The sequence below is a fragment of the Plantibacter sp. genome (assembly GCF_059073635.1).
The window spans coordinates 359,286-383,896 of record NZ_JCACOF010000010.1 but is presented as its reverse complement, the minus strand read 5'-3'; the positions used below and the strand labels follow the sequence as shown (position 1 = coordinate 383,896).

The following is a 24,611-nucleotide window of genomic DNA, read 5'->3' as shown; positions in this document are numbered from 1 at the left end:
CGTCTGGCACGCCGGGCACGACGACGAGAGCTCCTTCGCCGAGGCGGTGCCGGCGCTCCGGACTCGAGCTCGGCATGGTCCTCACCGTCCTCGACGCCCGGGCCAAGTCGGTCTCCAGTCGCGACGGCATGCGGCGCACGGTCGACACCTCCCCGTACTACCCCGCCTGGGTCGAACGCACCCCCGTCGAACTCGAGGAGATGCTCGCCGCGATCACCCGCGCCGACTTCACCGCGGTGGGCACGATCGCCGAGCGGAACGCGATGCGGATGCACGCCACGATGCTCGGCGCCGAGCCGCCGGTCCGGTACTGGGGACCGGCGAGCGTGGAACTGCTCGATCTCGTCGCAAACCTCAGAGGCGACGGCCTCGAATGCTATGCGACGATGGACGCCGGCCCGAACGTGAAGATCCTGTGTCGAGCCGACGCGGTCGACGAGCTCGCGACTCGGATCCTCGAGGCGCAGCCCGACATCGGCGTCATCCCCGCCAGAGCCGGACGGGGCGCGAGGCTCATCACCTCGGAGCCCGGCGGATCGGCGGGCGAGCAGACAACGGAAGGAGCGCGATGATCGAGATCAAGGCGCCCGGCAAGCTCTTCGTGGCCGGCGAGTACGCCGTCGTCGAACCAGGGCACCCCTCCATCCTCGTCGCGGTCGACCGGTGCGTCACCGTCCGACTCGAGGCGAGCGAGCACGAGGGCCGCATCTTCTCCGACCAGTACGGCCGAGCGCCCATCATCTGGCGTCGCAACCGCAACGGGGTCGTCGTCGAGCACGAGGAACGCCCGCTCGACCACGTCCTCTCCGCCGTGAGCACGATGGAGACCCTCGTCGCCGAGCTCGGCGTCGCGCAGCGGTTCTCCGCGCTGTCCATCACGAGCGAGCTCGACGACGCGAGCGGCCGGAAGTTCGGCCTCGGCTCGAGCGCGGCCGTGACGACCGCCACCATCCGCGCCCTCGACGAGTTCTACCAGCTCGACCTCACCCGCACGCAGATGCTCAAGCTCGCGATCCTCGCCACCATCGACGTCGCGCCGGCAGCCTCCGGGGGCGACCTCGCGGCGAGCATGTTCGGCGGCTGGCTCCGCTACACCTCGCCCGATCGGGCCCGGCTGCGGGAGGTGCGCCACCGAGAAGGGGTGCTCGCCGCCCTCCGCGACCCCTGGGCCGAGCTGGGGCTCGAGCGCCTGTCGCCGCCGACCTCGCTCCGGCTCCTCGTCGGCTGGACCGGCGAGCCCGCCTCGACCACGCGTCTCGTCGACGAACTGCAGTCCCGCAAGTGGGCGGAGACCGCCCACTACACCTCGTTCCTCGCGGCCAGTCGCGCCGCCGTCGACGCTCTCACGATCGGCTTGAACGACGAGGACCCGGCCCTCGTGCTCGGTGCCGTCCGCTCCGCGCGCGCGACGCTCGCCGGTCTCGGCCGCGACGCCGGTGTCGACATCGAGACCGCCGCGCTCGCGCAACTCTGCGACGCCGCCGAGCGCCTCGGCGGGGCGGCCAAGTCCTCCGGTGCCGGTGGTGGCGACTGCGGGATCGCGTTCATCGGCCAGTCCGTCTCCACCGCCGCCCTCGAGGACGACTGGTCGGCGCACGGCATCGAGCGGCTCCCGCTCACGGTGCACCCGCCGACCGGACTCATCGACGCCGCCCACAGCCCGTGGGGGCCGTCGGAGATCAGCCGTACCGACGACGACGCGGTCGAATCCATCAGATCCACCTACGCTCGTGCCTTCGCCGAGCAGCACGACGTCCTCCGGGGCGGAACGGAACCCCACGCATGAGCAACGAACCCGACGGCGTCGCACCGGTCCCACTCAAGTGGATCGGCCCGCTCCACCTGAGCGGCAACGTCATGGAGGGCGAGCAGGAGGTCCCGCTCGCCACCTACGAGAGCCCGCTCTGGCCGTCGGTCCGTCGGGGCGCCCGCATCTCCTCCATGGTCCCCGGCGGCATCCGCGCGACGCTCGTCGACGAGCGGATGAGCCGCTCCGTCCTGTTCGAGGTCGACTCGGCCGGCGACGCCCTGCAGGCGCTCCGCGAGATCGAGCGCAGCCTGCCCGAGCTGCAGGCCGTCGTCGCCCAGTCGAGTCACTTCGCCGAACTCATCGAGATCAACTCGCAGATCGCCGGCAACCTGCTCTTCCTGCGCCTCGAGTTCCGCACGGGTGACGCGTCCGGCCACAACATGGTCACGCTCGCGGCGGACCGTCTCATGCCGTACATCATGGAGCGTTGGCCGATGCTCCGCTACGGCTCGATCTCCGGCAACTTCTGCTCCGACAAGAAGGCGACCGCGGTCAACGGCATCCTGGGTCGCGGCAAGAACGTCGTCACCGAGATGACGATCCCGCGGGCGATCGTCGAGCGGTTCCTGCACACGACGCCCGAGCAGATCGTGCAGCTGAACGTGCGCAAGAACCTCGTCGGGACGATCCTCGCCGGTGGCCTGCGCAGCGCGAACGCCCACTACGCCAACATGCTGCTCGCGTTCTACCTGGCGACCGGCCAGGACGCGGCGAACATCGTCGAGGGCTCGCAGGGCGTCACGCACGCCGAGGTCCACGACGGCGACCTCTACTTCTCCTGCACCCTGCCGAACCTCATCGTCGGCACGGTCGGCAACGGCAAGGGGCTCGGCTTCGTCGAGGAGAACCTCACCCGCCTCGGGTGCCGCGAGGACCGTGAACCCGGCGCCAACGCCCGGCGACTCGCCGTCCTGTGCGCTGCCGCCGTCTGGTGTGGCGAACTGTCACTCCTCGCCGCGCAGACCAACCCCGGTGAGCTCATGGCCGCCCACCTGAAGCTCGAACGCAGCGCGCAGACCGCAGCCGGCGCGCCCGCCTGACCCTCCCACCGCACCGGGGGACCGGTGCATCGTCGACGCTCGAACGGAGCACCCCGCACGTGAACACCAACCAGACCAGCAGCCCCGCCGTCGGCATCGACGACATCGCCTTCGCGACCGGGGCGAACCGCATCGACCTCGCCGAGCTCGCGGGGCGCTTCGGTGTCGAACCCGCCAAGTACTACGTCGGTCTCGGCCAGAGCGAGATGAGCGTCCCGGCCGCCGACGAGGACATCGTCACGATGGCCGCCGCCGCTGCCGCGCCCATCATCGAACGGCACGGCAGCGACCGGCTCCGGACCGTCCTGTTCGCCACCGAGTCCGGGATCGACCAGTCGAAGTCCGCGGGCGTCTACGTGCACCGGCTGCTCGGCCTGCCGCAGGCGGTCCGCGTGGTCGAGCTCAAGCAGGCCTGCTACTCGGCCACCGCGGCGCTGCAGTTCGCGGCTGCGCTCGTGGCGCGGAACCCCGAGGAGACCGTGCTCGTGATCGCGAGCGACATCGCGCGGTACGAACTGCACTCCAACGCCGAGCCGACGCAGGGCGCCGGGGCCGTCGCCATGCTCGTGGCCGCCGATCCGGCCATCCTCGAGCTCGAGACCGCGACCGGCGTCTACACGCAGGACGTCATGGACTTCTGGCGCCCGAACCACAGTGCGACGGCGATCGTCGACGGCAAGCTGTCCATCTCCGCCTACCAGGACGCCATCGAGGGGGCCTGGGCGGACTACCGGTCACGCGGCGGAGCGGACTTCTCCGAGGTCGACCACTTCTGCTACCACCAGCCGTTCACGAAGATGGCGATCAAGGCGCACCGGCACCTGGCCAAGTCGCTCGGCTCCGAGCGCACCCAGGAGGAGTTGGACGCACAGATCGAGCCGACGACCGGGTACAACCGCCGGATCGGGAACAGCTACACGGCCTCCGTGTACCTCGCGCTGCTCGCGCTGCTCGACGGCGACGACGACCTCACCGGTCGGCGCATCGCGTTCCTCAGCTACGGCTCGGGTGCGGTCGCGGAGTGCTTCAGCGGCATCGTGCGTCCGGGCTACCGCTCGGCTCTGCGGAGCGACGCGAACCGTGCGCAGCTCGATGCGCAGGACGGTCGTCGACGACGCCCGCTACCTGCAGCTCCTCGAGGACGCGGCGTCGGCCGACGTCCACGACTCCGACCGCCCTCGCGAGACCGGTGCGCCGTTCCGTTTCGCGGGCGTCGTCGGCGACCGCCGGCAGTACGAGCCCACCTCCGCCTGACCGCTCCCGCGCCCGAGCTCTCCTGGGTGGTCGCCAGCGCGGTGCGCTGACGTCACCGCGGGTCGGGGACGTGAGCGCGGGTCTCCGGAGGGGCGCGCTCACGCGTGTGCCCCGCGGTCGTGCCGGTTCCGCCGCGCTCGCGTCAGCGCACCGCGCCGACGCCGGGTTCGACACCCTCGCGTCAGCGCACCGCGCTGGCACTCCACCCGATCGGGGACTGGTCACCCTCGGGAGGTGGCGGCTCGGATCCGGTCGACGAGGAACGGGCCCAGGGTCCGCGACCAGGTGGCCGTGATGTGGTGCAGATCGCGATAGACGAGCACGTTCCCGACGGCGAGCGGACAGGTCCCGGCGGCGCAGTACAGCTCGCCGAGATCCACGACCGGCACGGCGCCGTCGGTCATCGCCGCCGTGGCGGTGTTCAGGTCGAACGTCGGGTACGCCTCGGCCACGGGGAAGGCGCACGCCCCCGCGATGAGCTCGGCGGCGCTCGTGCGGTCGACGCACGCCGCGGCCTCGGTCGGCACGCGGGGATTGTCCCGCAGCACCACGATCGACGTCCCCTGCTCGAGCACCGGTCTCCACGCCGCGAGCGTCGCGCTGCGGATCGCGGCCTGTTCGGCCACCGAGGTCTCGTCCGGACTCTTGGAGGTCACCAGGATGATGTCGTACGGCCGCTCACCCGTGAACGCCTCCTGCATGAGCGTCCGCCGGGCGTCGCAGGCCGCCGAGTCGTCGGGTCCCGGTGCCCGCCACTCGCAGCCCTTGCCGACGTACACGTCGAGTCGCCAGTTGCGTGCCTCGAGCTGGTCGACGAGTCCGGGGATGAGCATCGTGGCGTGCGAGTTCCCGGTGAGCGCGACCCGCGTGGCGTCCGGGCGCTCGGAACCGAAGGTGCAGCCGGGGAAGTCCGGTGCGTCGGCCGCCGCGGAACACCGGAAGGTGTCGCCGGTGTCCTCGGTCCGCACCGACAGCGGCGGCAGGAGTTCGTCCGCCAACGCCGGATTGGTGCAGCCCGACACGGCCGCATCGGCACCGAAACACGGCTCGCCGTCCGCGACGTAGGCGTCCACGGTGCTCGCGAGGGTGCGTTCCTCGGCGGCGACGGTCAGCAACCCCGCCGTCGGGATGCAGAGCACGAGTGCGGTCGCCACGCCCGCCAGCAGGACGGTCCGTGCGGAGCGTGCGTGCGCGAGGACGGGGGTTCGTCGGACAGGGTCCTCGACGAACCGTTTCGTCAGCGCGGCGAGGACCACGGCGACGACCAGGAGTGCCGGCAGCGACCGCCCACCCGAGCGGGTCGTCGAGCGCGACGGGCACGCCGAGCACCCACGGCGCGACCACGATGAGCGGCCAGTGCCACAGGTACAGCGAATAGGAGAGATCGCCGAGGAGGAGCGACGCACGTGTGCGCGCAAGGGTCGTCACGGACCACCGGTGGGTCGACGACCCACCGACGATCACGAGGAGCGTCCCGAGGACCGGGAGGGCGGCGGCGATCCCGGGGAACGCCGTCCGCTCGGTGAAGGCGACCAGGGCGACCGCCAGGAGGACGACGCCGAGGACGCCGGAGACCGTTCGCCACCGGGTGCGGTGCACGACCACGACCGGCCCGAGGAGCGCGAGCAGACCGCCGGCCGCGAACTCCCAGGCACGGGTCGGCGTGGCGAAGTACGCCGGAGCCGGGTCCGCCGCCGTGTACAGGATCGAGCACAGGAGTGAGGTGGCACCGATGATCCCGAGCGCAACACCGAGGGTGCGGCGGAGGTCCGACGGTCGACGCCGGGTGAGCCACACGCACAGCACGACGACGAGCGGCCAGCCGAGGTAGAACTGCTCTTCGACGGAGAGCGACCAGAAGTGCTGGACCGGTGACGCGGCGCTGCCCTGTGCGAGATAGTCCACGGAGCTCCCGGCCAGGAACCAGTTCTCCCAGGAGGTCGCGCTCGCCACGGTCTCGGTGAAGAACTGCGTCCAGGCGCTCGGCGGGGCCAGCCGCCAGATCAGGACGGCGGTGACGGCGAGGACGAGCAGAGCGGCCGGCAGGAGTCGCCGGATCCTGCGGGCCCAGAACGCCGGGAGGTCGACGCGGCCCGTCTCGGTCGGCCTGGCGTGCGAGGTGGCTCGTGATCAGATAGCCACTGACGACGAAGAACACGTCGACGCCGACGTACCCGCCGGGCAGGAGGCTCGACGACAGGTGGAAGACCACGACGGACAGGACGGCGATCGCGCGGAGCAACTGGATGTCGGGCTGCGTGCGCGGAACCGCTCCGAGGAGGGGAGACGCGTCGGTCCGGTCCTGCACCTGCCTCACGCGCCCTCCTCCGCCCTCCGGGTCGACGGACGGCGGGCTCAGCGTAGGGAACGCCGGTGACGCACTCGTGGACGGCAGATGACGTGTTCGCATCGGCTCCCGGTGTCGCGCGGCGGACGACCGACGGCCGGGTCAGCCGACGTTCGCGCCGAAGAGCAGGCCGAGCACGTAGGTCGCCGCAGCAGCGCCGTACCCGATCGCGAGTTGTCGCAGTGCCCGGCGAAGCGGTGGCCCCCCGGAGAGCAGCCCGACGACGGCGCCGGTGCCGAGCAGGGCCACCCCGACCAGGAGCGCGGCGACCAGCAATGCAGCGACACCCTGCAGCCCGAACAGGTAGGGCAGGACCGGGATGACGGCGCCCGACGCGAAGAAGCAGAAGCTCGAGAGCGCGGCACCGAGCCCGGTCCCGATGGCCTCGTGCTCCATCGCCGTCCGGGCCTCGCGCTGGTAGGTGCCGGCGCCGACGCGGGCCAGGACGTCCGCTGCGTGGGCCTCGGCTTCACCGACCTCCATGCCGCGTGCCCGGTAGACGAGCGCGAGTTCGTTCGCGTCGACGTCGAGGTGGGGGAGGGCGTCGTCGGCCGCCGGGTTGGGGCTGGACGCCTCGAGCAGTTCCCGCTGCGACCGCACCGAGACGTACTCGCCGGCCCCCATCGACAGCGCGCCCGCCAGGAGGCCCGCGAGCCCGGCGGCGAGGACGACGCCGTTGCCGACGCCGGTGGCGCTCATGCCGATGACGAGCGCGAGGTTCGAGACGAGTCCGTCGTTCGCTCCGAACACGGCCGCCCGGAAGGTTCCGGACAGGCGGTTGCGTCCTCGGGCGGCCAGGCCCCGGACGACCTCCTCGTGGATCTGCTCGTCGGCGGCCATGCGCTCGGTGGCCGCCCGTTCGGTCGCGTAGGGCGAGCGCGACTCGGCGCGCTGGACGAGCGCCAGGACGAAGACGGATCCGAACCGCCTCGCGAGCCAGCCGAGCAGCCTGGTCCGCAGGTCACCGCGTTGCGGCTTGCCGACGTCGTCCCCGAGCAGGGCGATCCAGTGCGACTCGTGGCGTTTCTCGGCCTCCGCGAGCGCGAGCAGGATGTCGCGCTCCTCACCGCTCCGCCGCCCGGCGAGATCCCGGTAGACGGCGGCCTCGGCGCGTTCGTCGGCGAGGTACCCGCGCCACCGCCGCAGCTCGCGCTGGCTGGGCGGCTCGTGGCGTGCTGCGGATCCGTCCGCGGTCGACGTGCTCATCCGCCGATTGTCCCAGACACCTGTCGACCGGTGCGCTGCGCGGTACCGAGGCGTCCCCGGACTGGGGGCTCCTGGGCGAGGGCTTGTCCGCCAGCTGCGGTGCGTCCTGAGCCGATCTTCAGGCACCGCGATCTACGATGGTGCTCATGCCCGAGAACTCCGCCCCGTCCCGTGACGCCCCGCCGCTCGTCGGCGTCGTGATGGGCTCGGACTCCGACTGGAACGTCATGAGCGACGCGGCGCAGGTGCTCCGCGACTTCGGCGTGCCGTTCGAGGTCGAGGTGCTGTCGGCCCACCGCACGCCCGAGAAGATGATCGCCTACGGCAAAACCGCCTACGGCCGTGGCGTCAAGGTCGTCATCGCCGGTGCCGGTGGAGCGGCGCACCTTCCCGGGATGCTCGCCTCCGTCACCACGCTCCCGGTCGTCGGCGTCCCGGTGCCGCTCTCCCGCCTCGACGGCCTCGACTCGCTCCTGTCGATCGTGCAGATGCCCGCTGGCGTGCCGGTCGCGACCGTGTCGATCGGCGGCGCGAAGAACGCCGCGCTGATCGCCGTCAAGATCCTCGCCACGGCCGACGACGCCTTGCACCACGCGCTCGTCGCCTACGCCGAGGCCCTCGCCGACTCGGTCGAGGAGAAGAACCGGAACCTCAAAGCGCAGCTATGACGAGTGCAGCCACCGCCGCGAAGCCGATGCGGTACCCAGACACCCGTTCACGCGAGGTGATGACCAAGCGCGCCTGGTGGCTCGTCCTGCTCAACCTGCTGATCCCCGGCTCCGCACAGGTGCTCGCCGGGAACCGGAAGCTCGGTCGGTTCGGCCTCGGGTTCACCCTCTTCCTCTGGCTGCTCGTCGTCGTCGGCGTAGCCCTCATGTTCCTCGCCCGCGAAGTGCTCTTCACCCTCGCGACGAACCCGATCGCGCTGACCGTCGCCCAGGTCCTCCTCGTCGCCTACGCGATCCTCTGGGTCGTGCTGACGCTCGACACCTTGCGGCTCGTCCGTCTCGTCAAGGCCTCGCCGAACGCCAGGCTCGGCGTCGCGCTGTTCACCACCCTCGCCATGGTGCTGGTGGCCGGTGGGGCCGGGTACGGAGCGGTCGTCGCCGGCGCGACCCGCGGCTCGATCTCCTCCATCTTCGGCAACACCGGTCCGTCGGAGCCGCCGGTGGACGGCTACTACAACATCCTGCTGCTCGGTGGCGACGCCGGCCCCGACCGCGACGGGATGCGTCCGGACAGCATGTCGGTCGTCAGCATCAACGCCGAGACGGGGCAGGCGACGACCATGTCCATGCCGCGCGACCTCGTCGACATCCCGTTCCCCGAGGGCAGCGAGATGGCGTCCCTCTACCCGGACGGCTACGACGACTCCTGCGATGTCGACGTCTGTCAGCTCAACTCGATCTACACCGAGATCGAGCTGAAGAACCCCGAACTGTTCCCCAAGGCGACGGCCGAGGCGAGTGAGCCCGGCATCGAGGCGATGAAGCAGGCCGCGGAGGGCATCACCGGGCTGCACATCCAGTGGTACGTCCTCATCGACATGTACGGCTTCGCCACGCTGATCGACACGCTCGGTGGCGTCGACATCGACGTCAAGGAACGGCTCCCGATGGACGGCGACGCCGACCTCGAGAACGTCACGGCGTGGATCGAGCCCGGTAAGCAGCACATGGACGGCTGGACGGCGCTCATGTACGCCCGGTCACGGCACTCGACGAGCGACTACGACCGCATGGAGCGCCAGCACATCCTCCAGACGGCGATGCTCAAGCAGTTCAACCCGGCGAACGTCCTCGCGCGCTTCCAGGACGTCGCAGCTGCGGGAGGCGACGTCGTCAAGACCGATGTGCCCCAGGGCATGCTCGGCTACTTCGTGAACCTCGCGCTCAAGACGCGCGAGCTGCCGATCAACTCCCTGCAGTTCGTCCCGCCGACGATCGACCCGGAAGAGCCCGACTACACGCTCATCCACCAGATGGTGCAGGACCAGCTGTTCCCGCCGTCGCCGAGCCCGGAGCCCGACGCCGGCTGAGCCCAGGTCCCTGAGCCACCCACCCGGTCCCTGAGCCTGTCGAAGGGCTCAGCGCACGGTCGCGATGATCTCGCCGTGCGGAACGGCGAACCATCCGTCGGCCGCGTCGACCCAGTCCCGCCACGCCGTCGAGATGAGGACCAGGTCGTCGTCGTCCGCGATCCCGGTCTCGAGCGCCTGGGTCGCGAAGCTGGAGGTCTGCGCCCGCTCCGACCACGCGCCGCCCCACCACTCGCGGTCCGTCAGGGGATTCGAACGACCAGACGCTCGCCGTGCTGCGCAGCTCCGTCAGCCCGGCTTCCATCGCCCACGACTTCAGCCGGCTCCCGGCATCCGGTTCACCGCCGTTCGCCCTGGCGAGCTCCTGGTAGACCTCCATCCACCGGCTGAGGCCGGCGGACAGCGGGTACCAGACCGCCCCGCCGTAGACGATCTCGCGGAGGGCGATGATGCCGCCCGGTCGGACCACCCGTCGCAGTTCGCGGATCACGGCGACCGGGTCGGCCACATGCTGGAGGAGCTGGTGCACGTGGGCGACGTCGACGCTGTCGTCAGGGAGGTCGAGTGCATAGGCGTCACCGACCGTGAAGCTGACGTTCCCGACGCCGGCGGCGGCGGCACGGGCTCGGGCGTCGGCGGTGACCTCCTCCGAGGCGTCGACGCCGATGACCGTGCCGGGCGCCACGAGGCGGGCGAGGTCGAGCGTGATCGTGCCTGGCCCGCTGCCGAGGTCCAGGACCTGGAGGCCCGCGTGCAGATGGGGGAGCAGGTGTGCAGCGGAGTTCTCGGCGGTGCGCCAGGAATGGGTACGCAGGACGCTGGGATGGTGGCCGAGCGTGTAGCGCTCGCGAGCGGTCGAAGAGGTCACCCATCAACCCTACGAGTGTCGGATCGGCCGTCCGCCCACGTTACGAACGGGCGGATTCAGCGGCGTGGACCGACGCTGATCGTCATCATCCCGGCCGGCTCAGATCTCCGCGTGGAGCTGCCAGACGCGTTCGGCGGAGTCGCGCCAGCTGAAGGCCTGCTCGCGGTCCATGCCGAGGATGCGCAGGCGCGAGAGGCGTTCGCTGTCGCCGATGACGTCGTTGATGGTGGCGATGAGTCGATCGGCGTACCCCTTGGCACCGGACTCGACCACGACGCCGGCTCCACCGCCGACCTCGACGAGCGCCGGCACGTCGGAGTGGATGACGGGCGTGCCGAAGCGGAACGCCTCGACGAGCGGGAGCCCGAACCCTTCGGCGAGACTCGGGTAGACGAAGGCGGTCGCGCGGTCGAGGACGACGGCGAGGTCGGCGTCGTCGAGGAATCCGAGTGCACGCACCCGCCCCTCCGGCAGACCGGCCTCATCGGCCACCTGCGCGAGGGTGACGTCGCCCCAGCTGTCGGTGCCGACGATGAGCAGCGGGAGGTCGGGGGCGCCGGGGCGGCCGAGGCCGGTGATGAGCTCCGTGATGCCGCGGCGGGGGTCGAGCGAACCGACCGACACGAGGTATTCGGATGGGAGGTCGAGCGTCCGTGCACGGCCGTCGGCGTCGGTCGGGATGGTGAGCGTGGTCGCGGCGGCACCGCCGATGACGCGGACGCGGTCGCCGAGATCGACGATGTCGCGCAGTTCGTCGGCGACCGCGTGCGTCGGGACCACGATGGCGTCCGCGTGCTTCCGCGCCCGCTTGACCATCGCCTTCTGCCAGGCCACCGACATCGGCGTCAGGGACGAGGGGTGCGACCAGGCGAGCGTGTCGTGGATGGTGACGACGATCTGGTTGCCGTCGTTGATGCGGTCGTGGCGGTTGAGCGGGGCGAGCAGGCCCGGGGCGTGCACCATGCCGTTCGCGGTCCCGGGTGCCACGATGCCGAGCTGCCAGGCGGCACTGAGCTCGCGACGCGGCAGCGTGGTGCGATGCAGCGTCGCCAGTCCGGGGAGCTTGGACTCGAGGAGGTCGATCTTCTCCTTCGGCACCGCCGAGACGATGCCCTCGACGTCGCATCCCGCCGGGGCGCTCGCGATGAGCTCACGGGTGAGTTCCTCGGAGTAGCGACCGACTCCACCGGCGACCGGTGCGACGATCTGGTCGACGACGACGCGGAGGGTGGTCACGGTGCCGTGACGACGCCGTGCTGCGTCGCTGCCTCGAAGGCCTCCCGCCAGTCGCGCATCGGCGCGAGTCCGGCGGTGGCCCAGGCGTCGTGGCCGAGCACCGAGTAGGCGGGGCGCGGCGCGGGGCGGACGAACGCCGAGCTGTCGGTGGGGGAGACCCGTGCGGGGTCCGCGCCGACCGCCGCGAAGACCGCCTGGGCGAACTCGTACCAGGAGGCCTGTCCGGCGTTGGTGCCGTGGTAGATCCCGGCAGGTGCGTCGGCGTCGAGCAGCGCGACGATCTGCGCGGCGAGGTCGGCGGTCCACGTGGGCTGTCCCAGCTGGTCGGTGACGACGGCCGGGTCGACGCCGTTCGCCGCGAGCTTCGCCATGGTGGCGGCGAAGTTCGGTCCGTTCTTGCCGTACAGCCAGGCCGTCCGGACGATGTAGCCGCCGTTCGGGTGCTCGGCGAGGACGGCTCGCTCCCCGTCGGCCTTCGTCCGGCCGTAGGCGCTGATCGGGGCCAGCGGGTGGTCCTCCTGGTACGGCGAGGTGGCGGAGCCGTCGAAGACGTAGTCGGTGGACACCTGGACGAGCTTCGCGCCGGCCTCCCGGGCGGCGACCGCGAGGTTGCGGGCGCCGATGGCGTTCACGGCGGCTGCGTCGGCCTCGTGCGATTCGGCGTCGTCGACCTTCGTGTAGGCGGCGGCGTTGATGACGGCGGTGTGACCCGCGACAGCGGCGCGGACGGCCTCGAGGTCGGTCACGTCGAGCTCGGCGCGACCGAGGGCGGTGACCTCACGACCCGTCAGGGCCTCCTGCAGGTCGTGGCCGAGCATGCCGGAAGCGCCGGTGATCAGGTACGTCAAGATAGGGGTCCTCTCGGGAGTGGCCCGTTCATCGTACCCGGCTCCGCTGACCGGGCGGCGTCGGTCGGCGGTCGTGGAGGTCGCTGACCGGGTGGCGTCGGTCGGCGGCTCCTCGAACAGGGTCCGCTGGGCCTCCTCGGCACGGGCGAGGTTGGCCAGGCCGTCCGCCCGGTGGTGTCCGTAGACCCAGAACCGGTAGAGGAAGAAGCGGAAGAGGGTTCCGAGGCCGAGCCCGATCGACGTTCGACGCGAGGTTGTCGGCGAGCAGCGAGGTGAAGCCGAGCGACGTAGTGGCTGACGTACGAGGCACCCGACGGCGATCGCCATGCCGCCCAGGGACACGATCACGTACTCGCCGAGCTCCAGGACGAAGTTCTTCCGGCGGTGCTCGCGGAAGGTCCAGTACCGGTTGCCGATCCAGTTGAAGACGATCGCGACCGAGACGCTGATGACCTTGGCGCCGATGGGGGACTGCGCGAGGTGGTCGTGCCCGAAGACGCCGACCCGCAGCAGGTTGAACACGAGGACGTCGAGGCCGAAGCCGATGAGTCCGACGACGCCGAACTTCACCGCGTACGCGGCGACGCCGTCCCAGAGGCGGCGGAGCAGGGGGATCATGGCGGGCCGTTCTGTGCGCGGACACTCGATTATGCCTGAGGCGACCGGGAACCGGACCGCGGCATCCCGCCGCAGGGCACCGTCTTGGTAGACTCCCCGGGTGCAGATCCGCGAACTGAACGTCCCCGACAGCTATGAGATCACGCCGAAGCAGTTCGGCGACGACCGAGGCGTCTTCCTCGAGTGGTACCGCTTCGACAAGCTCGAAGAGGCCTCCGGCCGGTCCATCAAGCTGGCCCAGTCCAACACCTCGGTGTCGAAGCGCGGCTCGGTGCGGGGCATCCACTTCGCGGACATCCCGATCGGGCAGGCGAAGTACGTCACGGCCACCCGCGGTGCCGTCCTCGACTACGTCATCGACATCCGCGTGGGCTCACCGACCTTCGGCCAGTGGGACTCGGTGCTGCTCGACGACACCGACCGCAAGGCCATCTTCATCTCCGAGGGCCTCGGTCACTGCTTCGTGGCGCTCACCGACGACGCCACCGTCAGCTACCTCGTGACCGACGTCTACCGTCCCGACCGCGAGCACGGCATCAACCCGCTCGACGAGCGGGTCGGTCTCGTCATCCCGCCGGAGGCCGGTACGCCGCTGCTCTCACCGAAGGACACCGAGGCCCCCGGCCTCGACGAGGCGGCCGCCGCCGGCCTCCTGCCGACCTGGGACGACGCCCGCGCCTTCTACGCAGACGCTCGCGGGGCTGACGCCGAGCGCCGTGAGGCCTGCATGCAGGCCTCACGGCGTGAAGCGGTCGACGCCCTTCCAACCCCACCTGCGTGAGATCACCTTCCGCTGTCGCTTCGGCAGTTCGTCTGCAGCGATCGAGTGGTCGAGCGAGGTGACGATCGGTTCGCAGAGCGTGAGGACCCTGCTGCCCTGAGCCCACACCTTGGCGGCCAGGTCGAGTTCGGCACAGTACTCGTCGAGCTCGGCGTTGAAGCCGCCGACGGATTCGAAGACTGCCCGGTCGATGACAGCGAACTCCGCTGAGATCGCGCTGACCTCGCGGTTCACCGTGAGTGCGCCGTAGGTGCTGTCCGTTCCGGCGGGCCACCCGCGGAAGGCATCGCGCAGATGGGTCTGCGACTTGCGATAGCCGGCGTGCTTGACCGTGCCGTCGGCGAACACGATGCGTCCCCCGGCGAAAGCGACATCGGGCTCGCCGAGGGCGCCGGCGAGTCGGGAGATCGAGTCGGATCCGAGATCCGACAGGGATTCGCTCAGCAGGACGAGCAGGTCACCGCGCGCTTCGACCGACGCCTCGTGCAACAGGCGGGTCCGCTCCGACGCGGTCGTCTGGACGAACGAGACCGGGAAGCGCCCTGAGGGACGTGCGACCTCGGTGGGCGTCCGGCCCTCCGGCAGGGCGACGATGACTTCGACGACCTGCCCGGCCGCGTCCGAGGCGTCGAGCTCAGCGAGGAGTTCGTCGAGGCGAGGATGCTGCGCGTCGGCGGCGACCAGGATCGACATCGTCCGATCAGCTCGGAGTCGGTGTCGCACGGCGTACGTCCCGAAATTGGGGCCGAAGGCGACGTCGGCCTCGATGCCGCGACGTTCGACGGCGGCAGTCACGGCCGCGAGGCCGGCGTCCCAGGCGTAGCTCTTCTCAGAACCGTTGAGCGCCGTGGAACCGGGAACTGCACGCCAGTGGTAGAGCACCTCGGGGACATGGACGATACCCCGAGCCCGCTCGGTGAACCGCAGCACGAGGTCGTGGTCCTGGGAGCCGTTGTAGTCCGTGTTGAAGGGACCGACCTCGCGCGAGGAGGGCGGTGCGGAACACGGAGAGATGCGACGTGAACATCTGGCCGAGCAGACGCTCGGGAGACCACTCCGGCTTCGCGAACGGGATGCGGTAATGCCCCTTGTCGGTCATCACGTCCTGGTCGGTGTACACGTAGTCGACGTCGACACCCCGTTGGATGGCCTGGTGCACCAGCTCGAGCGCACGTGGGTCGAGGGTGTCGTCGTGATCCAGGAGCGCGACGAACACGCCACGGCTCGCATCGATGCCGGCGTTCGACGCCTCGGAGATGTTCCGGTTGTCCGGGAGTTCGATGAGCACGATCCGGTCGTCGGACGCTGCGACACGCGCGAGCCGTCTCGAGCGTTCGAGGGTCGGGCGATGCGTCGTCGACCAGCACCAGTTCCCAGTCGGTGTAAGTCTGCAGCTGTACCGAGGCGACCATCTCCTGCAGGAGGAACGGTGTGGTGTTGTACAGCGGAACGACGATGGAGAACTGCGGTCCAGTCTCGGATGCCGTCGGGCCTGCGGTCACGAGCGGCCTCCGCGGAGACGCTTCACGACGCTGAGCGGGCTCATCACCGCAGTGCCGATGCGCCACGTCCGCGACCCGGTGAACTCGCCCACGAGTCGCTCGTGGTCGCGTTCGCGCTCAGCCGAGATGCGCAGGTAGAGCGACTCGAAGTAGTGCTGACCGACCCTCGCCTGCGCGAGCTCGTCCCGGAGCCGGAGGTTCTCCTGCGCGAGCGGCAGTCCGTCCAGGTCGAGCTTGGACGCCGCCGAGTCGTTGCTGAGCGTGTTCCGCCTCGGCGGTCGCCCCGGCGAGCGCGTCGCGCAATCTCAGGATCTCGGCGCGCAGTCCACGCACGTCGTTCGTCTCGGCCACTGGTGCCGAAGCGCTGTCGCTCACGGTGTTCTCCTTTTGTCTTTGCTACGGTTGACAGGCTATCGGACCGATACGACCGGTCCGTCGGCGATCATTCAGGAACAGACGGCACCCAGCGAGCTGGACAGCGCAGCGCCGTCCGACCAGCCGACATCGTTTCGGCGACGACATCAGAGGAAAGTGACCGATGCGCGGCATCATTCTCGCCGGTGGATCCGGCACGCGGCTCTGGCCGATCACCAAGGGCATCTCGAAGCAGCTCATGCCGATCTACGACAAGCCGATGATCTACTACCCCCTGTCGACGCTCATGATGGCGGGGATCAAGGAGATCCTCATCATCACCACGCCTGAGTACAACGAGCAGTTCCGTGCCCTCCTCGGCAACGGCGACGACCTCGGCATCCGGCTCGAGTACGCCGTGCAGCCCTCGCCCGACGGTCTGGCGCAGGCGTTCATCATCGGTGAGGAGTTCATCGGCGACGAGAGCGTCGCCCTCGTCCTCGGCGACAACATCTTCCACGGCACCGGCCTCGGTTCGGCCCTCCGCAGCCACAACGACATCGACGGCGCGCTCATCTTCGCCTACCAGGTGGCCGACCCGAAGGCCTACGGCGTCGTGGAGTTCGACGACGACTTCAAGGCGCTCTCCATCGAGGAGAAGCCGGCGCAAGCCGAAGAGCAACTACGCGGTGCCCGGTCTGTACTTCTACGACAACTCGATCGTCGAGATCGCCAAGACCATCGAGCCCTCCGCGCGAGGCGAGCTCGAGATCTCCACGGTCAACGAGCGCTACCTCGAGCAGGGCGCGCTCCAGGTCCAGGTGCTCGACCGCGGCACCGCCTGGCTCGACACCGGCACCTTCGAGTCGATGATGCAGGCGTCCGAGTACGTGCGCGTCATCGAGGACCGCCAGGGCTTCAAGGTCGGCTGCATCGAGGAGATCGCCTGGCGCGCCGGGTGGATCGACGACGAGCAGCTCGCCGCCCTCGCCGCGCCGCTGGTGAAGAGCGGCTACGGCCGCTACCTGCAGACGCTCCTCGCGCAGGCGTGATCGGGCGGTGAGCCGCCCGACCGTCGCGAGGCTCGCCGTCGTCACCTGCTACCGGCATCCCGACTACATCCGGGCGATCACCCTGCGTCAGGGGGTGGTCGACTCCGGAGTCGTCGGGGAGACGATCGTCGTCAAGAACACCCGTCGCGGGGTGCTGCGCTACGTCGATGTCGCTCGGCAGCTCGTCCGTCTCAGCCTGGCCGGTCGGCCGGACGCGTACCTGGTGACGTTCCGCGGGTACGAGATCCTCCCGATCGTGCTCCTGCTCGCCGGGCGCAGACCGGTCTACTACGACGAGTTCATCAACCCGGTGGAGTGGTTCGTCGACGAGCACCACAAGTTCCCCGAACGCTCGCTCCGCGCACGCGCGCTCCGCGGTGTCTATCGTGTGTTGATGCGCCGCTGTGCCGGGGTGCTCAGCGACACCGCGTCACACGCGCGATACTCGGCGGATCGCATGGGGCTCGACGCCGAACGGTTCAGCGTCGTGCCGGTAGGAAGCGACGAAGCGACATTCGTGCCGCAGTCGGACCGCTCAGGATCGGCCCGCTCGGTCTCGGAACCGTTCACCGTCCTCTACTACGGCTCGATGCTGCCCCTGCACGGCCTGGACACCGTCGTCGCCTCGGCGGCGCTGCTGCGGACCGACGCGCGGATCCGGTTCCTGTTCGTGGGCGGTGGCGAGCAGACGGCTCACCTCATCGCCGAGGCCCGCGCGCAGGGATCCGCGGTGGACCACCGCGACTGGGTCGACTACGCGGCGTTACCGGCGCTCTTCGGGCAGGTCGACCTCCTCCTCGGCGGCCCGTTCGGCGGGACCGTGCAGTCCCGGTTCGTCGTGACCGGGAAGACCATGCAGTACCTGTCGAGTGCTCGACCCGCGGTGGTCGGCGAGAACGAGGAGACCAGCGTCTTCACCGATCGGTCCGACGCGCTCGTCGTACCGCAACGCGACCCGGCGGCCCTCGCCGAGACCATCGTCTGGGCGGCGGACCACCCCGCCGAGCTCGAGCGGATCGGGAGCCGCGGCAGGCTGCTCTACGAACGCCTCTGGTCCTCAGCCCGCGTCGCCGAGGCGGTCCGTGTTCTGCTGCTGGACGGCGGACCGCAGGTGGAACGCCCCTGAGATGAGGAACAGCACCCCCAGGAACACGGCGTAGATCGCCCGGTCGGCGATCCCGGCTGCGACGATCGTGTCCGAGGGGATGCCATGGAGGTGCTGGGCGAAGTACAGGAACCCCTCTCGGATGCCGATCGCTCCCGGCGTCAGCGAGACGAACAAGGAGAGGTTCGCGCTCGCTGCGTAGACGAGCGAGTGGATGAAGTCGTAGGGGCCCGCGACGGCGTTCACCTCGACGAAGTAGATCACGCTCATGACGAGGGCCTGCACGACCGTGATCCCGGCGATCGCGCCCACCGTGCCGGCTCGGTCGGCGAGACCGAGCTTCCAGGTCGCCAGGACGACGATGGCCGCACCGACCGCGATCCCGAGTACGGAGAGCCACGGGAAGGTCGTCAGGAACAGCAGGGAGGCGTTCACGGCGCCGAACACGAACAGGTAGAACAGCGTCGCGGAGGTGTAGTCGCGGAGGCGCACACCGACCGTGGTCTTCAGATACACGGCGCGGACGCCTGGCCCGGTCTGCAACGGGCCGAAGAAGTTCGCGACCGTCGAATAGACCGTCAGGCTCGCCCCCGGACCGACGGCGATGCGCTTCCCGCACAGTCGCACGGTCGTGACGAGGATCAGGAAGTGCGTCAGGAGCACCACGACGTACAGGCCGAACAGCACCGCGAGGTTGCCCCACCCGATCGAGAGGGCGTCCGCGAGCACATCCGGGTTCAGCCAGACGTAGACGACCAGGAAGACGGCGAACGCGACGAGCACCGTCACGCCGATGCCGCGCCGATGGCCCTTCACCCAGCCGACGAACGCCGAACCGGTGAACGCGGCCCACGCACGACGGCCGGCGCCGAGCGGATCAGTCGCCATACCGTTGCAGTTTCAGATAGTCGAGCATCTCCTCGTTCAGCGTCCGGTTGATCCGCGTGAGGTCGGCGACGACACCGATCGCGAAGGAGAGCAGCGACCCCATCAGGAGGGTCGCACCCACCAGGAGGCTCTGGAGGTGGTTGCCCTGATCGTCCACGAGCATCAGGACCAGGTATCGCGCGAACGGAGTGAGACCCGCGAGGAGGAGGAGGACACCGAGACCGGCGAAGACGACGTACGGCCGGTACATCAGGTAGGCGCGCACGATCGCGACGCCCGACTGGTACATGTGCTCGCCGATGGACGAGAACAGCCGTGATTCGCGAGTCTTGGGGTTGGTCCGGACGGGGATGCTCGTGATCGCCAGCCGCTTGTTGCCCGCCTGGATGATCGTCTCCATGCAGTAGCTGAACTTCGTCACCACGTTCAATCGGATGAGCGCGTACTTCGAGTACGCGCGGAATCCGCTCGCGGCGTCCGGCAGGGTGGTCTTCGCCGCCTTGTTGACGACGAAGCTCCCGAACCGCTGCATAGCCTTCTTGAACGGCGAGAAGTGCTCGATGAGCGCCGTCTGGCGGTCGGCGACGACGATCTCGGCCTGCCCAGCCAGGATCGGTTGTACGAGGTCGCCGATCCGGTCCTGCGGGTACTGGTTGTCCCCGTCGGTGTTGACGACGATGTCGGCACCGTGCAGGAGCGCGTAGTCCACGCCGTCCCGGAACGAACGGGCGAGCCCCATGTTGGTCGCGTGCCGGACGAAATGGGTGACCCCGTGTGCCTGAGCGACCTCGATCGTGCGGTCGGTCGAGCCGTCGTCGATCACCAGGATCTCGATCTCGTCGACCCCCGGGATGGAACTCGGGATGGATTCGAGGACCGCCGGTAGTGTCGCCTCCTCGTTCAAGCAGGGGATCTGGATGAACAGTCGCACGTCGTCCTCTCGCTGGCCGTCTCGCAGCTGTCCATTATCCCCGATCGTCTCCGTCGAGTTCGCTCCGAGGGACCGAGCAGGCATAATCGAGGGTGCGATCGGTCGGCACCGGTGCACCCGAGATGCGAAACCCAGGACACCCATGACTGCTCAACCGGACACGGCTCCGCACGCACACCGGCGTTCAGCAGTCCCGGTCGCGGCGCGGCGGGTCCTCGCCGTCGTCGCCTGGGCGTCCCTGATCGTCTTCGTCGTGCTGTCGATCGGGCTTCCGCTCATCGGGATCGGCACCTTCATGGGCACCGACATCCTGTTCCGGTTCGCGCCGTGGGCATCGGCCGGCGGCTCCACGGAGGTCGGCACCAACGCCATGATCGGCGACACGATCGACTCGGGCGTCCCACAGATGTGGACGATCGTCGAGGCCGCCCGGCACGGGGTCTTCGCCGAATGGCTTCCCTACCAGGCCGGCGGCTCCGAGCTGGGAGGGCTCCCGAACTCGGGGCTCTACTCGCCGATCTCCTTCGGCTGGTGGTTCCTCCCCGTCGCCGTCGCCCCCGGGTTCACCAAGCTCATCGAGATGATCGTCGTGACGATCGGCTGCGCACTCCTCCTGCGGCGGCTCGGCGTGCCCCACCCGGCGTGGCCGATCGCCAGCGTGATCTTCCTCTCCTCGGGGTTCATGATCTCGTGGACGAACTGGCCGCAGACCAGGGTCGCGGCGTTCATCCCGCTCCTGTTCTGGGCACTGGACCGGGCGGCCGTCCGCAAACGACTGCTCGACGCCGTGCCGCTCGGTCTGGTGCTCGCGAGCATGCTCCTCGGCGGGTTCCCGGCCATCGTCGGGTACGCCCTGTACGCGGGAGCCGCGTACGTCCTCGTGCGTGCGATCGTCGTCCATCGTCGCTTCTGGAAGGTCGTCCTGGCCGGCCTCGTCAGCGCGCTCGGCGTCGTCCTCGGATTCCTGTTGTCGGCCTGGACGCTGCTGCCGTTCGCGCTGAACGCCGTCGCCGTCCTTGATTTCAGCGGTCGCCGGCAGGGTCCGGAGAACCACCTGAGCGTCGCCGACCTCCTGTCGGCCTTCGTCCCGGGTCTGGTCGGCGAGGTGAGCACCGGCGACACCTGGGGCAGCAGTTCGCCCGTCGAGCGGCTGTCCTACGTCGGAGCGGTGGCGGTGGTCCTCGCCCTCCTGGCCGTCCTCGTGCGGCCCTGGCGCCGCGGTCGTCGGGACATGAGCGTGTTCCTGGTGGTCGGGCTGCTCGTGTCCGCCGTGCTGGTGTACCTCGGCGGACCGGTCCTCGGGGCCGCGCAGCAACTCCCGATCTTCGACAGCAACCGGATCGGGCGCCTCCGGGTCATGCTCGGGTTCTTCGTCGCCATCCTCGCCGCGGTCGGATTCGCACGGCTCCTCGACCGTGCCGGGCCAGAGCCGGTGGCGACGTCGACGACGCCACGACGACCCCTCAAGCGGTGGCTGTGGGGCCTGGTGACGCTCGGCTCGGGACTCGCTGCTGCGGTGCTCCTCGCTCTCGCGCTGCAGCGCGCCGTCATGTCCGCGCCGGAGCGGTTCGCCGCCCTGCTCGAGACACAGGTGCTCGCCACGGTCGTGCTCCTCGCCGCCGCCGTGGTCCTCGTCATCGTGGCCCTCGTCACTCGGCGGGCGACGATCCGCGTCATCGCGCTCTGTTTCGTCCCGTTGCTCGTGACCGCGCCGGCGGTCGTCGTCGCCGACACCTGGTGGCCGAAATCGGATGCAGCGAGTGTGTACCCGGAGACGCCGACCACCACGTACCTGGAGCGGAACCTCGGTGAGTCCCGCTACGCCGCGGTCGATCACGCCATGCTCACGGGGACGAACTCGATGTACCGGGTCCGGTCGCTCGGTGGCCACACCTTCCAGACGGTCGAGTGGAAGTCCCTCCTCCTCCGTCTGGATCGGGAGTCGCTCGCATCGGCGACCTATTCGACGCTGACCTACCCGGGGCTGATCTCGTCGACGGATTCCCCGATCCTGGATCGGCTCGCGGTGAAGTACTTCGTCATGGAGCCGAACCTCCCGGTCCCGGGCAGGTACGAGGAGACGCCGGCGTCCGAGGAGACGGTGGCGATCGGCGGCGGGGAGGTCGCGGTGTCGACCGTGCGAACCGGCCCGGTGCGGAGTCTGTCGTTCGCCGTGCCCGACGGTCTGGCCGGAAGCGATGAGGGGAGCACCCTGGAGGTCTCGCTCGTCGATCCGGTGACCGACCGGGTCCTGGCATCGACTTCGACGTGGTACCGCTCCATCGAGGGGCAGCGGAGCGTGGCGATCGACGGGGGCGACATCGCCGCGGACGCGTCCTGGCGAGCGGAGATCTCCGTCGACCACGGTCGAGGCCGTGTCGCCGCCGATGCGACGGATGCATCCGCCGCGGCGGTCTCGCTCAACCGTCCGACGGACGACGGTCTGACCGTCGCGCACACGGGTGACGCGACCGTCGTCGAGCGGGCGACCGCTCTCGATCGCGTCCGATGGGCGTCCGACGGCTTGGTCGAACGCGATCCCTCGCGACGGGTCGACCTCATGGATGATCCGCTGTTGCCGCCGTCGACCGTGCTCCTCGAGGATCCGGAGGACCTCACGGGGGTCGACGCCCCGACGGCCGCGACGGACGGCTCCCAGTCTCCCGCCTCGACTGCGGACATCCGGGTCCTGGACCAAGGATGGGACCTGAACCGGACCGTGGTCGACGTCTCCGCCGACGGAGCAGGATGGGTCGTGTTCGCCGACTCGCTCCGACGCCCCGGGTGGTCGGTCACCGTCGACGGGGTGGACAGCCGGCTCGTCGACGCGGAGCAGGCGGGAGCCGCGGTCAGCGTGGGCCCCGGCGAGCACCGGATCGAACTCTCCTACCGCACGCCCGGATTGGATCAGGGGCTGACCGTGACCGTCGTCGGTGGCGTGCTCGCGGCGTTCATCGTCGCCGGCACCCAGGTGATGCGCCTGGTCCGACGCACGGGGACCGCCCGCCGAGGGCGTCGAGACACGACCGACGGGTGATGAGGCCGGCCCGGCTCGGGCCGGCCGAACTCAGCCCTGGTGGGGGTAGGTCGCCTCGTAGGCGGCGATCACCGGATCGGCGGGGCCGACCAGTTCCAGGTTGCCCTTGTTGATCCAGGCGGCGTGGTCGCACATCTGCTTGACCGTCCCCATGGAGTGGCTGACGAGGATCACGGTCTTCCCGGCCGCCTTGAAGTCCTCGAACTTCTGGAAGCACTTCTGCTGGAACTCCGCATCACCGACCGCGAGGACCTCGTCGACGACCAGGATGTCCGGGTCGACGTTGATCGCGACGGAGAATCCGAGACGCACGTACATGCCCGAGGAGTAGTTCTTCACCGGCTGGTCGATGAACTGTTCGACGCCTGAGAAGGAGACGATGTCGTCGAACTTCCGCTGGATCTCCTTGCGGCTCATCCCGAGGATCGATCCGTTCAGGAAGACGTTCTCGCGGCCGGACAGTTCGGGGTGGAACCCGGAGCCGACCTCGAGGAGCGCTGCGACCTTGCCGTTCGCACTGATGCTCCCGTGTTCCGGGTAGAGGATCTTCGCGAGGCACTTCAGCAGGGTCGACTTCCCGGATCCGTTGCTGCCGATCAGGCCGAAGGTCGAACCGACGGGGACGTCGAAGGTGATGTCGCGCAGCGCCCAGAAGTCCTCGTGCACCGAGATCTTGCGGCGCATGATGGCGGACTTCAAGCTCTGGTTGCGCTCGTGGTAGAGGCGGAACTTCTTGCTGACGGAGTCGACGTGGACGGCGGTTTCGGTCATAGGATCTCGGCCAGTCTTTTCTCTTTACGGGTGAACATGAGGAAGCCGCCGACGAGTGCGACGAGTGCCCATGCGATGCAGGCGAGGACGTCCGCGGGGTCGGGCCACCGCTGGTCGTACATGAGGTTCCGGAACACCGAGACGAAGTGGAACATCGGGTTGGACTCGTAGATGTTCATCACCGTCACGTTCGTACCGAAGAGCCCCCCGATCCGGTCCGACTGGACCTGCACGAGCGACGGCGGGTAGATGATCGGGGTGAGGTACATCCAGATCTGCAGGAGGATCGAGACGAGGTGCTGGGTGTCTCGGAAGTAGACGTTCGCGATCGCGAGGATGAGGCCGACGCCCGTCGCGAACGCGGCGAGGACGACCATGAAGACCGCGACCAACGGCAACCACAGGATGACGCCCCACCCGCCGACCGCGCACAGCACGATCACGAGGACGCCCATCTCGAACAGCCAGTTGTAGCCCATGGTCAGCACCGAGGAGATCGGGAGGACGACCCTGGGGAAGTACACCTTCGTGATGAGGCTCGCTCCACCGACGATGGAGTTCATGCTGGCGGACAGCGCGCCGGAGAAGAACGACCAGGGGAGGAGGCCGCACAGGAGCCACACGGCGAAGATGTGCAGACCGCTCGGGTCGCCGGGATCCGGCGTGGCGCGCGACAGGAAGTAGAAGACGAAGGAGTACACCAGCATCGACGACAGCGGGCTCGACCAGCGACCACAGGCGACCGAGGATGGTCCGCTTGTACTGGCCACGGATGTCTCGGAGAGTGAGATTCGCCAGGAGTTCCCTGGCGGATGCCAGATCCCTGAGATACTGCATGGAGCCTCGATTTAGGTTCGGGTGACACGGGTGCGCAACCCGGACAATATACCGTAGCCATCCTGTGAGACCTGGGGCCCGCGCGGCC

The 24,611-nt window shown here is 69.4% G+C and carries 18 protein-coding genes and 6 pseudogenes; 10 read left to right on the top strand and 14 right to left on the bottom strand.

All coding sequences use genetic code 11. The features are described from left to right. Window positions 1-74: 74 nt before the first annotated feature. Genes AC5JOC_RS14015 through AC5JOC_RS14000 form a run of 4 tightly spaced genes read left to right on the top strand, consistent with a single transcriptional unit; the run spans window position 75 to window position 4,154 of the window. Window positions 75-572, top strand: a complete 498-nt coding sequence (locus AC5JOC_RS14015) for a hypothetical protein (RefSeq protein WP_494246888.1) — start codon at window positions 75-77, stop codon at window positions 570-572. After that, a complete protein-coding gene (locus AC5JOC_RS14010; protein ID WP_071262515.1) occupies window positions 569-1,786 on the top strand; it encodes a phosphomevalonate kinase in 1,218 nt (405 codons plus the stop codon). The genes AC5JOC_RS14015 and AC5JOC_RS14010 overlap by 4 nt, the downstream gene beginning before the upstream one ends. Further along, window positions 1,783-2,850 carry a hydroxymethylglutaryl-coenzyme A reductase family protein gene (locus AC5JOC_RS14005; RefSeq protein ID WP_079002857.1) on the top strand — a complete coding sequence of 356 codons (1,068 nt, stop codon included), beginning with the start codon at window positions 1,783-1,785 and terminating at the stop codon, window positions 2,848-2,850. Before AC5JOC_RS14010 ends, AC5JOC_RS14005 begins: the two co-directional genes overlap by 4 nt. A gap of 59 nt (window positions 2,851-2,909) precedes the next feature. After that, the gene (locus tag AC5JOC_RS14000) at window positions 2,910-4,154 is read left to right on the top strand and encodes a hydroxymethylglutaryl-CoA synthase (protein ID WP_494246607.1); all 1,245 of its coding nucleotides are present in this window, start codon (window positions 2,910-2,912) and stop codon (window positions 4,152-4,154) included. A gap of 171 nt (window positions 4,155-4,325) precedes the next feature. Here the strand turns inward: AC5JOC_RS14000 and AC5JOC_RS13995 are convergent, their stop codons facing one another. From AC5JOC_RS13995 to AC5JOC_RS13985, 3 genes and pseudogenes are all read right to left on the bottom strand, one after another. Beyond that, window positions 4,326-5,258, bottom strand: coding sequence for an SGNH hydrolase domain-containing protein (locus AC5JOC_RS13995; RefSeq protein WP_494246606.1), 933 nt, complete (start codon window positions 5,256-5,258; stop codon window positions 4,326-4,328). A 244-nt stretch (window positions 5,259-5,502) separates the two neighbouring features. Then, window positions 5,503-6,138 (bottom strand): annotated as a pseudogene (locus AC5JOC_RS13990) (acyltransferase family protein); the annotation flags it as partial. Window positions 6,139-6,553: 415 nt separating this feature from the next. Continuing rightward, a complete protein-coding gene (locus AC5JOC_RS13985) occupies window positions 6,554-7,657 on the bottom strand; it encodes a VIT1/CCC1 transporter family protein (protein WP_494246605.1) in 1,104 nt (367 codons plus the stop codon). A 137-nt stretch (window positions 7,658-7,794) separates the two neighbouring features. On the opposite strand from AC5JOC_RS13985, the gene purE reads away from it, so the two are divergent. Together purE and AC5JOC_RS13975 are read left to right on the top strand one after the other, a co-directional pair. Further along, window positions 7,795-8,325: a 5-(carboxyamino)imidazole ribonucleotide mutase gene (gene purE, locus AC5JOC_RS13980; RefSeq protein ID WP_494246604.1), complete on the top strand. Its 531-nt coding sequence runs from the start codon at window positions 7,795-7,797 to the stop codon at window positions 8,323-8,325. Further along, window positions 8,322-9,695 (top strand): LCP family protein, encoded by a 1,374-nt coding sequence (locus AC5JOC_RS13975; RefSeq protein WP_426738735.1) that lies wholly within the window; start codon window positions 8,322-8,324, stop codon window positions 9,693-9,695. The genes purE and AC5JOC_RS13975 overlap by 4 nt, the downstream gene beginning before the upstream one ends. 48 nt (window positions 9,696-9,743) lie before the next feature. Here the strand turns inward: AC5JOC_RS13975 and AC5JOC_RS13970 are convergent. The 4 genes and pseudogenes from AC5JOC_RS13970 to AC5JOC_RS13955 all read right to left on the bottom strand — a co-directional run. Beyond that, window positions 9,744-10,563 (bottom strand): annotated as a pseudogene (locus AC5JOC_RS13970) (class I SAM-dependent methyltransferase). A 99-nt stretch (window positions 10,564-10,662) separates the two neighbouring features. After that, window positions 10,663-11,799 carry a glycosyltransferase family 4 protein gene (locus AC5JOC_RS13965; protein WP_494246603.1) on the bottom strand — a complete coding sequence of 379 codons (1,137 nt, stop codon included), beginning with the start codon at window positions 11,797-11,799 and terminating at the stop codon, window positions 10,663-10,665. Further along, a complete protein-coding gene (gene rfbD / locus AC5JOC_RS13960) occupies window positions 11,796-12,647 on the bottom strand; it encodes a dTDP-4-dehydrorhamnose reductase (RefSeq protein ID WP_494246887.1) in 852 nt (283 codons plus the stop codon). Before rfbD ends, AC5JOC_RS13965 begins: the two co-directional genes overlap by 4 nt. Before the next feature lie 195 nt (window positions 12,648-12,842). Next, a pseudogene (locus AC5JOC_RS13955) lies at window positions 12,843-13,265 on the bottom strand (GtrA family protein); the annotation flags it as partial. Between the two features lie 100 nt (window positions 13,266-13,365). Between AC5JOC_RS13955 and AC5JOC_RS13950 the strand changes: the two are divergent. Then, window positions 13,366-14,046: a dTDP-4-dehydrorhamnose 3,5-epimerase family protein gene (locus tag AC5JOC_RS13950; RefSeq protein WP_494246602.1), complete on the top strand. Its 681-nt coding sequence runs from the start codon at window positions 13,366-13,368 to the stop codon at window positions 14,044-14,046. Here the strand turns inward: AC5JOC_RS13950 and AC5JOC_RS13945 are convergent. The 3 genes and pseudogenes from AC5JOC_RS13945 to AC5JOC_RS13935 all read right to left on the bottom strand — a co-directional run. Next, window positions 14,002-14,976, bottom strand: coding sequence for a glycosyltransferase family 2 protein (locus tag AC5JOC_RS13945; protein WP_494246601.1), 975 nt, complete (start codon window positions 14,974-14,976; stop codon window positions 14,002-14,004). The two genes, AC5JOC_RS13950 and AC5JOC_RS13945, sit on opposite strands and share 45 nt — an antisense overlap. Further along, window positions 14,876-15,349 (bottom strand): annotated as a pseudogene (locus AC5JOC_RS13940) (glycosyltransferase); the annotation flags it as partial. The gene AC5JOC_RS13945 and the pseudogene AC5JOC_RS13940, both read right to left, overlap by 101 nt. Window positions 15,350-15,374: 25 nt before the next feature. Beyond that, a pseudogene (locus AC5JOC_RS13935) lies at window positions 15,375-15,548 on the bottom strand (glycosyltransferase); the annotation flags it as partial. A gap of 538 nt (window positions 15,549-16,086) precedes the next feature. Here AC5JOC_RS13935 and rfbA point away from each other — a divergent pair. Further along, window positions 16,087-16,954 (top strand): annotated as a pseudogene (rfbA, locus tag AC5JOC_RS13930) (glucose-1-phosphate thymidylyltransferase RfbA). A 7-nt stretch (window positions 16,955-16,961) separates the two neighbouring features. Continuing rightward, window positions 16,962-18,080 carry a glycosyltransferase gene (locus AC5JOC_RS13925; RefSeq protein ID WP_494246600.1) on the top strand — a complete coding sequence of 373 codons (1,119 nt, stop codon included), beginning with the start codon at window positions 16,962-16,964 and terminating at the stop codon, window positions 18,078-18,080. On the opposite strand, the gene AC5JOC_RS13920 is transcribed toward AC5JOC_RS13925, so the two are convergent. After that, window positions 18,012-18,947 (bottom strand): hypothetical protein, encoded by a 936-nt coding sequence (locus AC5JOC_RS13920; protein ID WP_274500704.1) that lies wholly within the window; start codon window positions 18,945-18,947, stop codon window positions 18,012-18,014. The genes AC5JOC_RS13925 and AC5JOC_RS13920 overlap by 69 nt on opposite strands. Then, window positions 18,937-19,878, bottom strand: coding sequence for a glycosyltransferase family 2 protein (locus AC5JOC_RS13915; RefSeq protein ID WP_274500705.1), 942 nt, complete (start codon window positions 19,876-19,878; stop codon window positions 18,937-18,939). The genes AC5JOC_RS13920 and AC5JOC_RS13915 overlap by 11 nt, the downstream gene beginning before the upstream one ends. A 142-nt stretch (window positions 19,879-20,020) precedes the next feature. Between AC5JOC_RS13915 and AC5JOC_RS13910 the strand changes: the two genes are divergently transcribed. After that, the gene (locus AC5JOC_RS13910) at window positions 20,021-22,915 is read left to right on the top strand and encodes a hypothetical protein (protein WP_494246599.1); all 2,895 of its coding nucleotides are present in this window, start codon (window positions 20,021-20,023) and stop codon (window positions 22,913-22,915) included. A 30-nt stretch (window positions 22,916-22,945) separates the two neighbouring features. Here AC5JOC_RS13910 and AC5JOC_RS13905 read toward each other — a convergent pair whose 3' ends face one another. After that, window positions 22,946-23,686: an ABC transporter ATP-binding protein gene (locus tag AC5JOC_RS13905; protein ID WP_274500707.1), complete on the bottom strand. Its 741-nt coding sequence runs from the start codon at window positions 23,684-23,686 to the stop codon at window positions 22,946-22,948. Next, complete coding sequence (locus tag AC5JOC_RS13900; protein ID WP_494246598.1) at window positions 23,683-24,393, bottom strand: ABC transporter permease; 711 nt, start codon at window positions 24,391-24,393, stop codon at window positions 23,683-23,685. The genes AC5JOC_RS13905 and AC5JOC_RS13900 overlap by 4 nt, the downstream gene beginning before the upstream one ends. Window positions 24,394-24,611 lie beyond the last annotated feature (218 nt).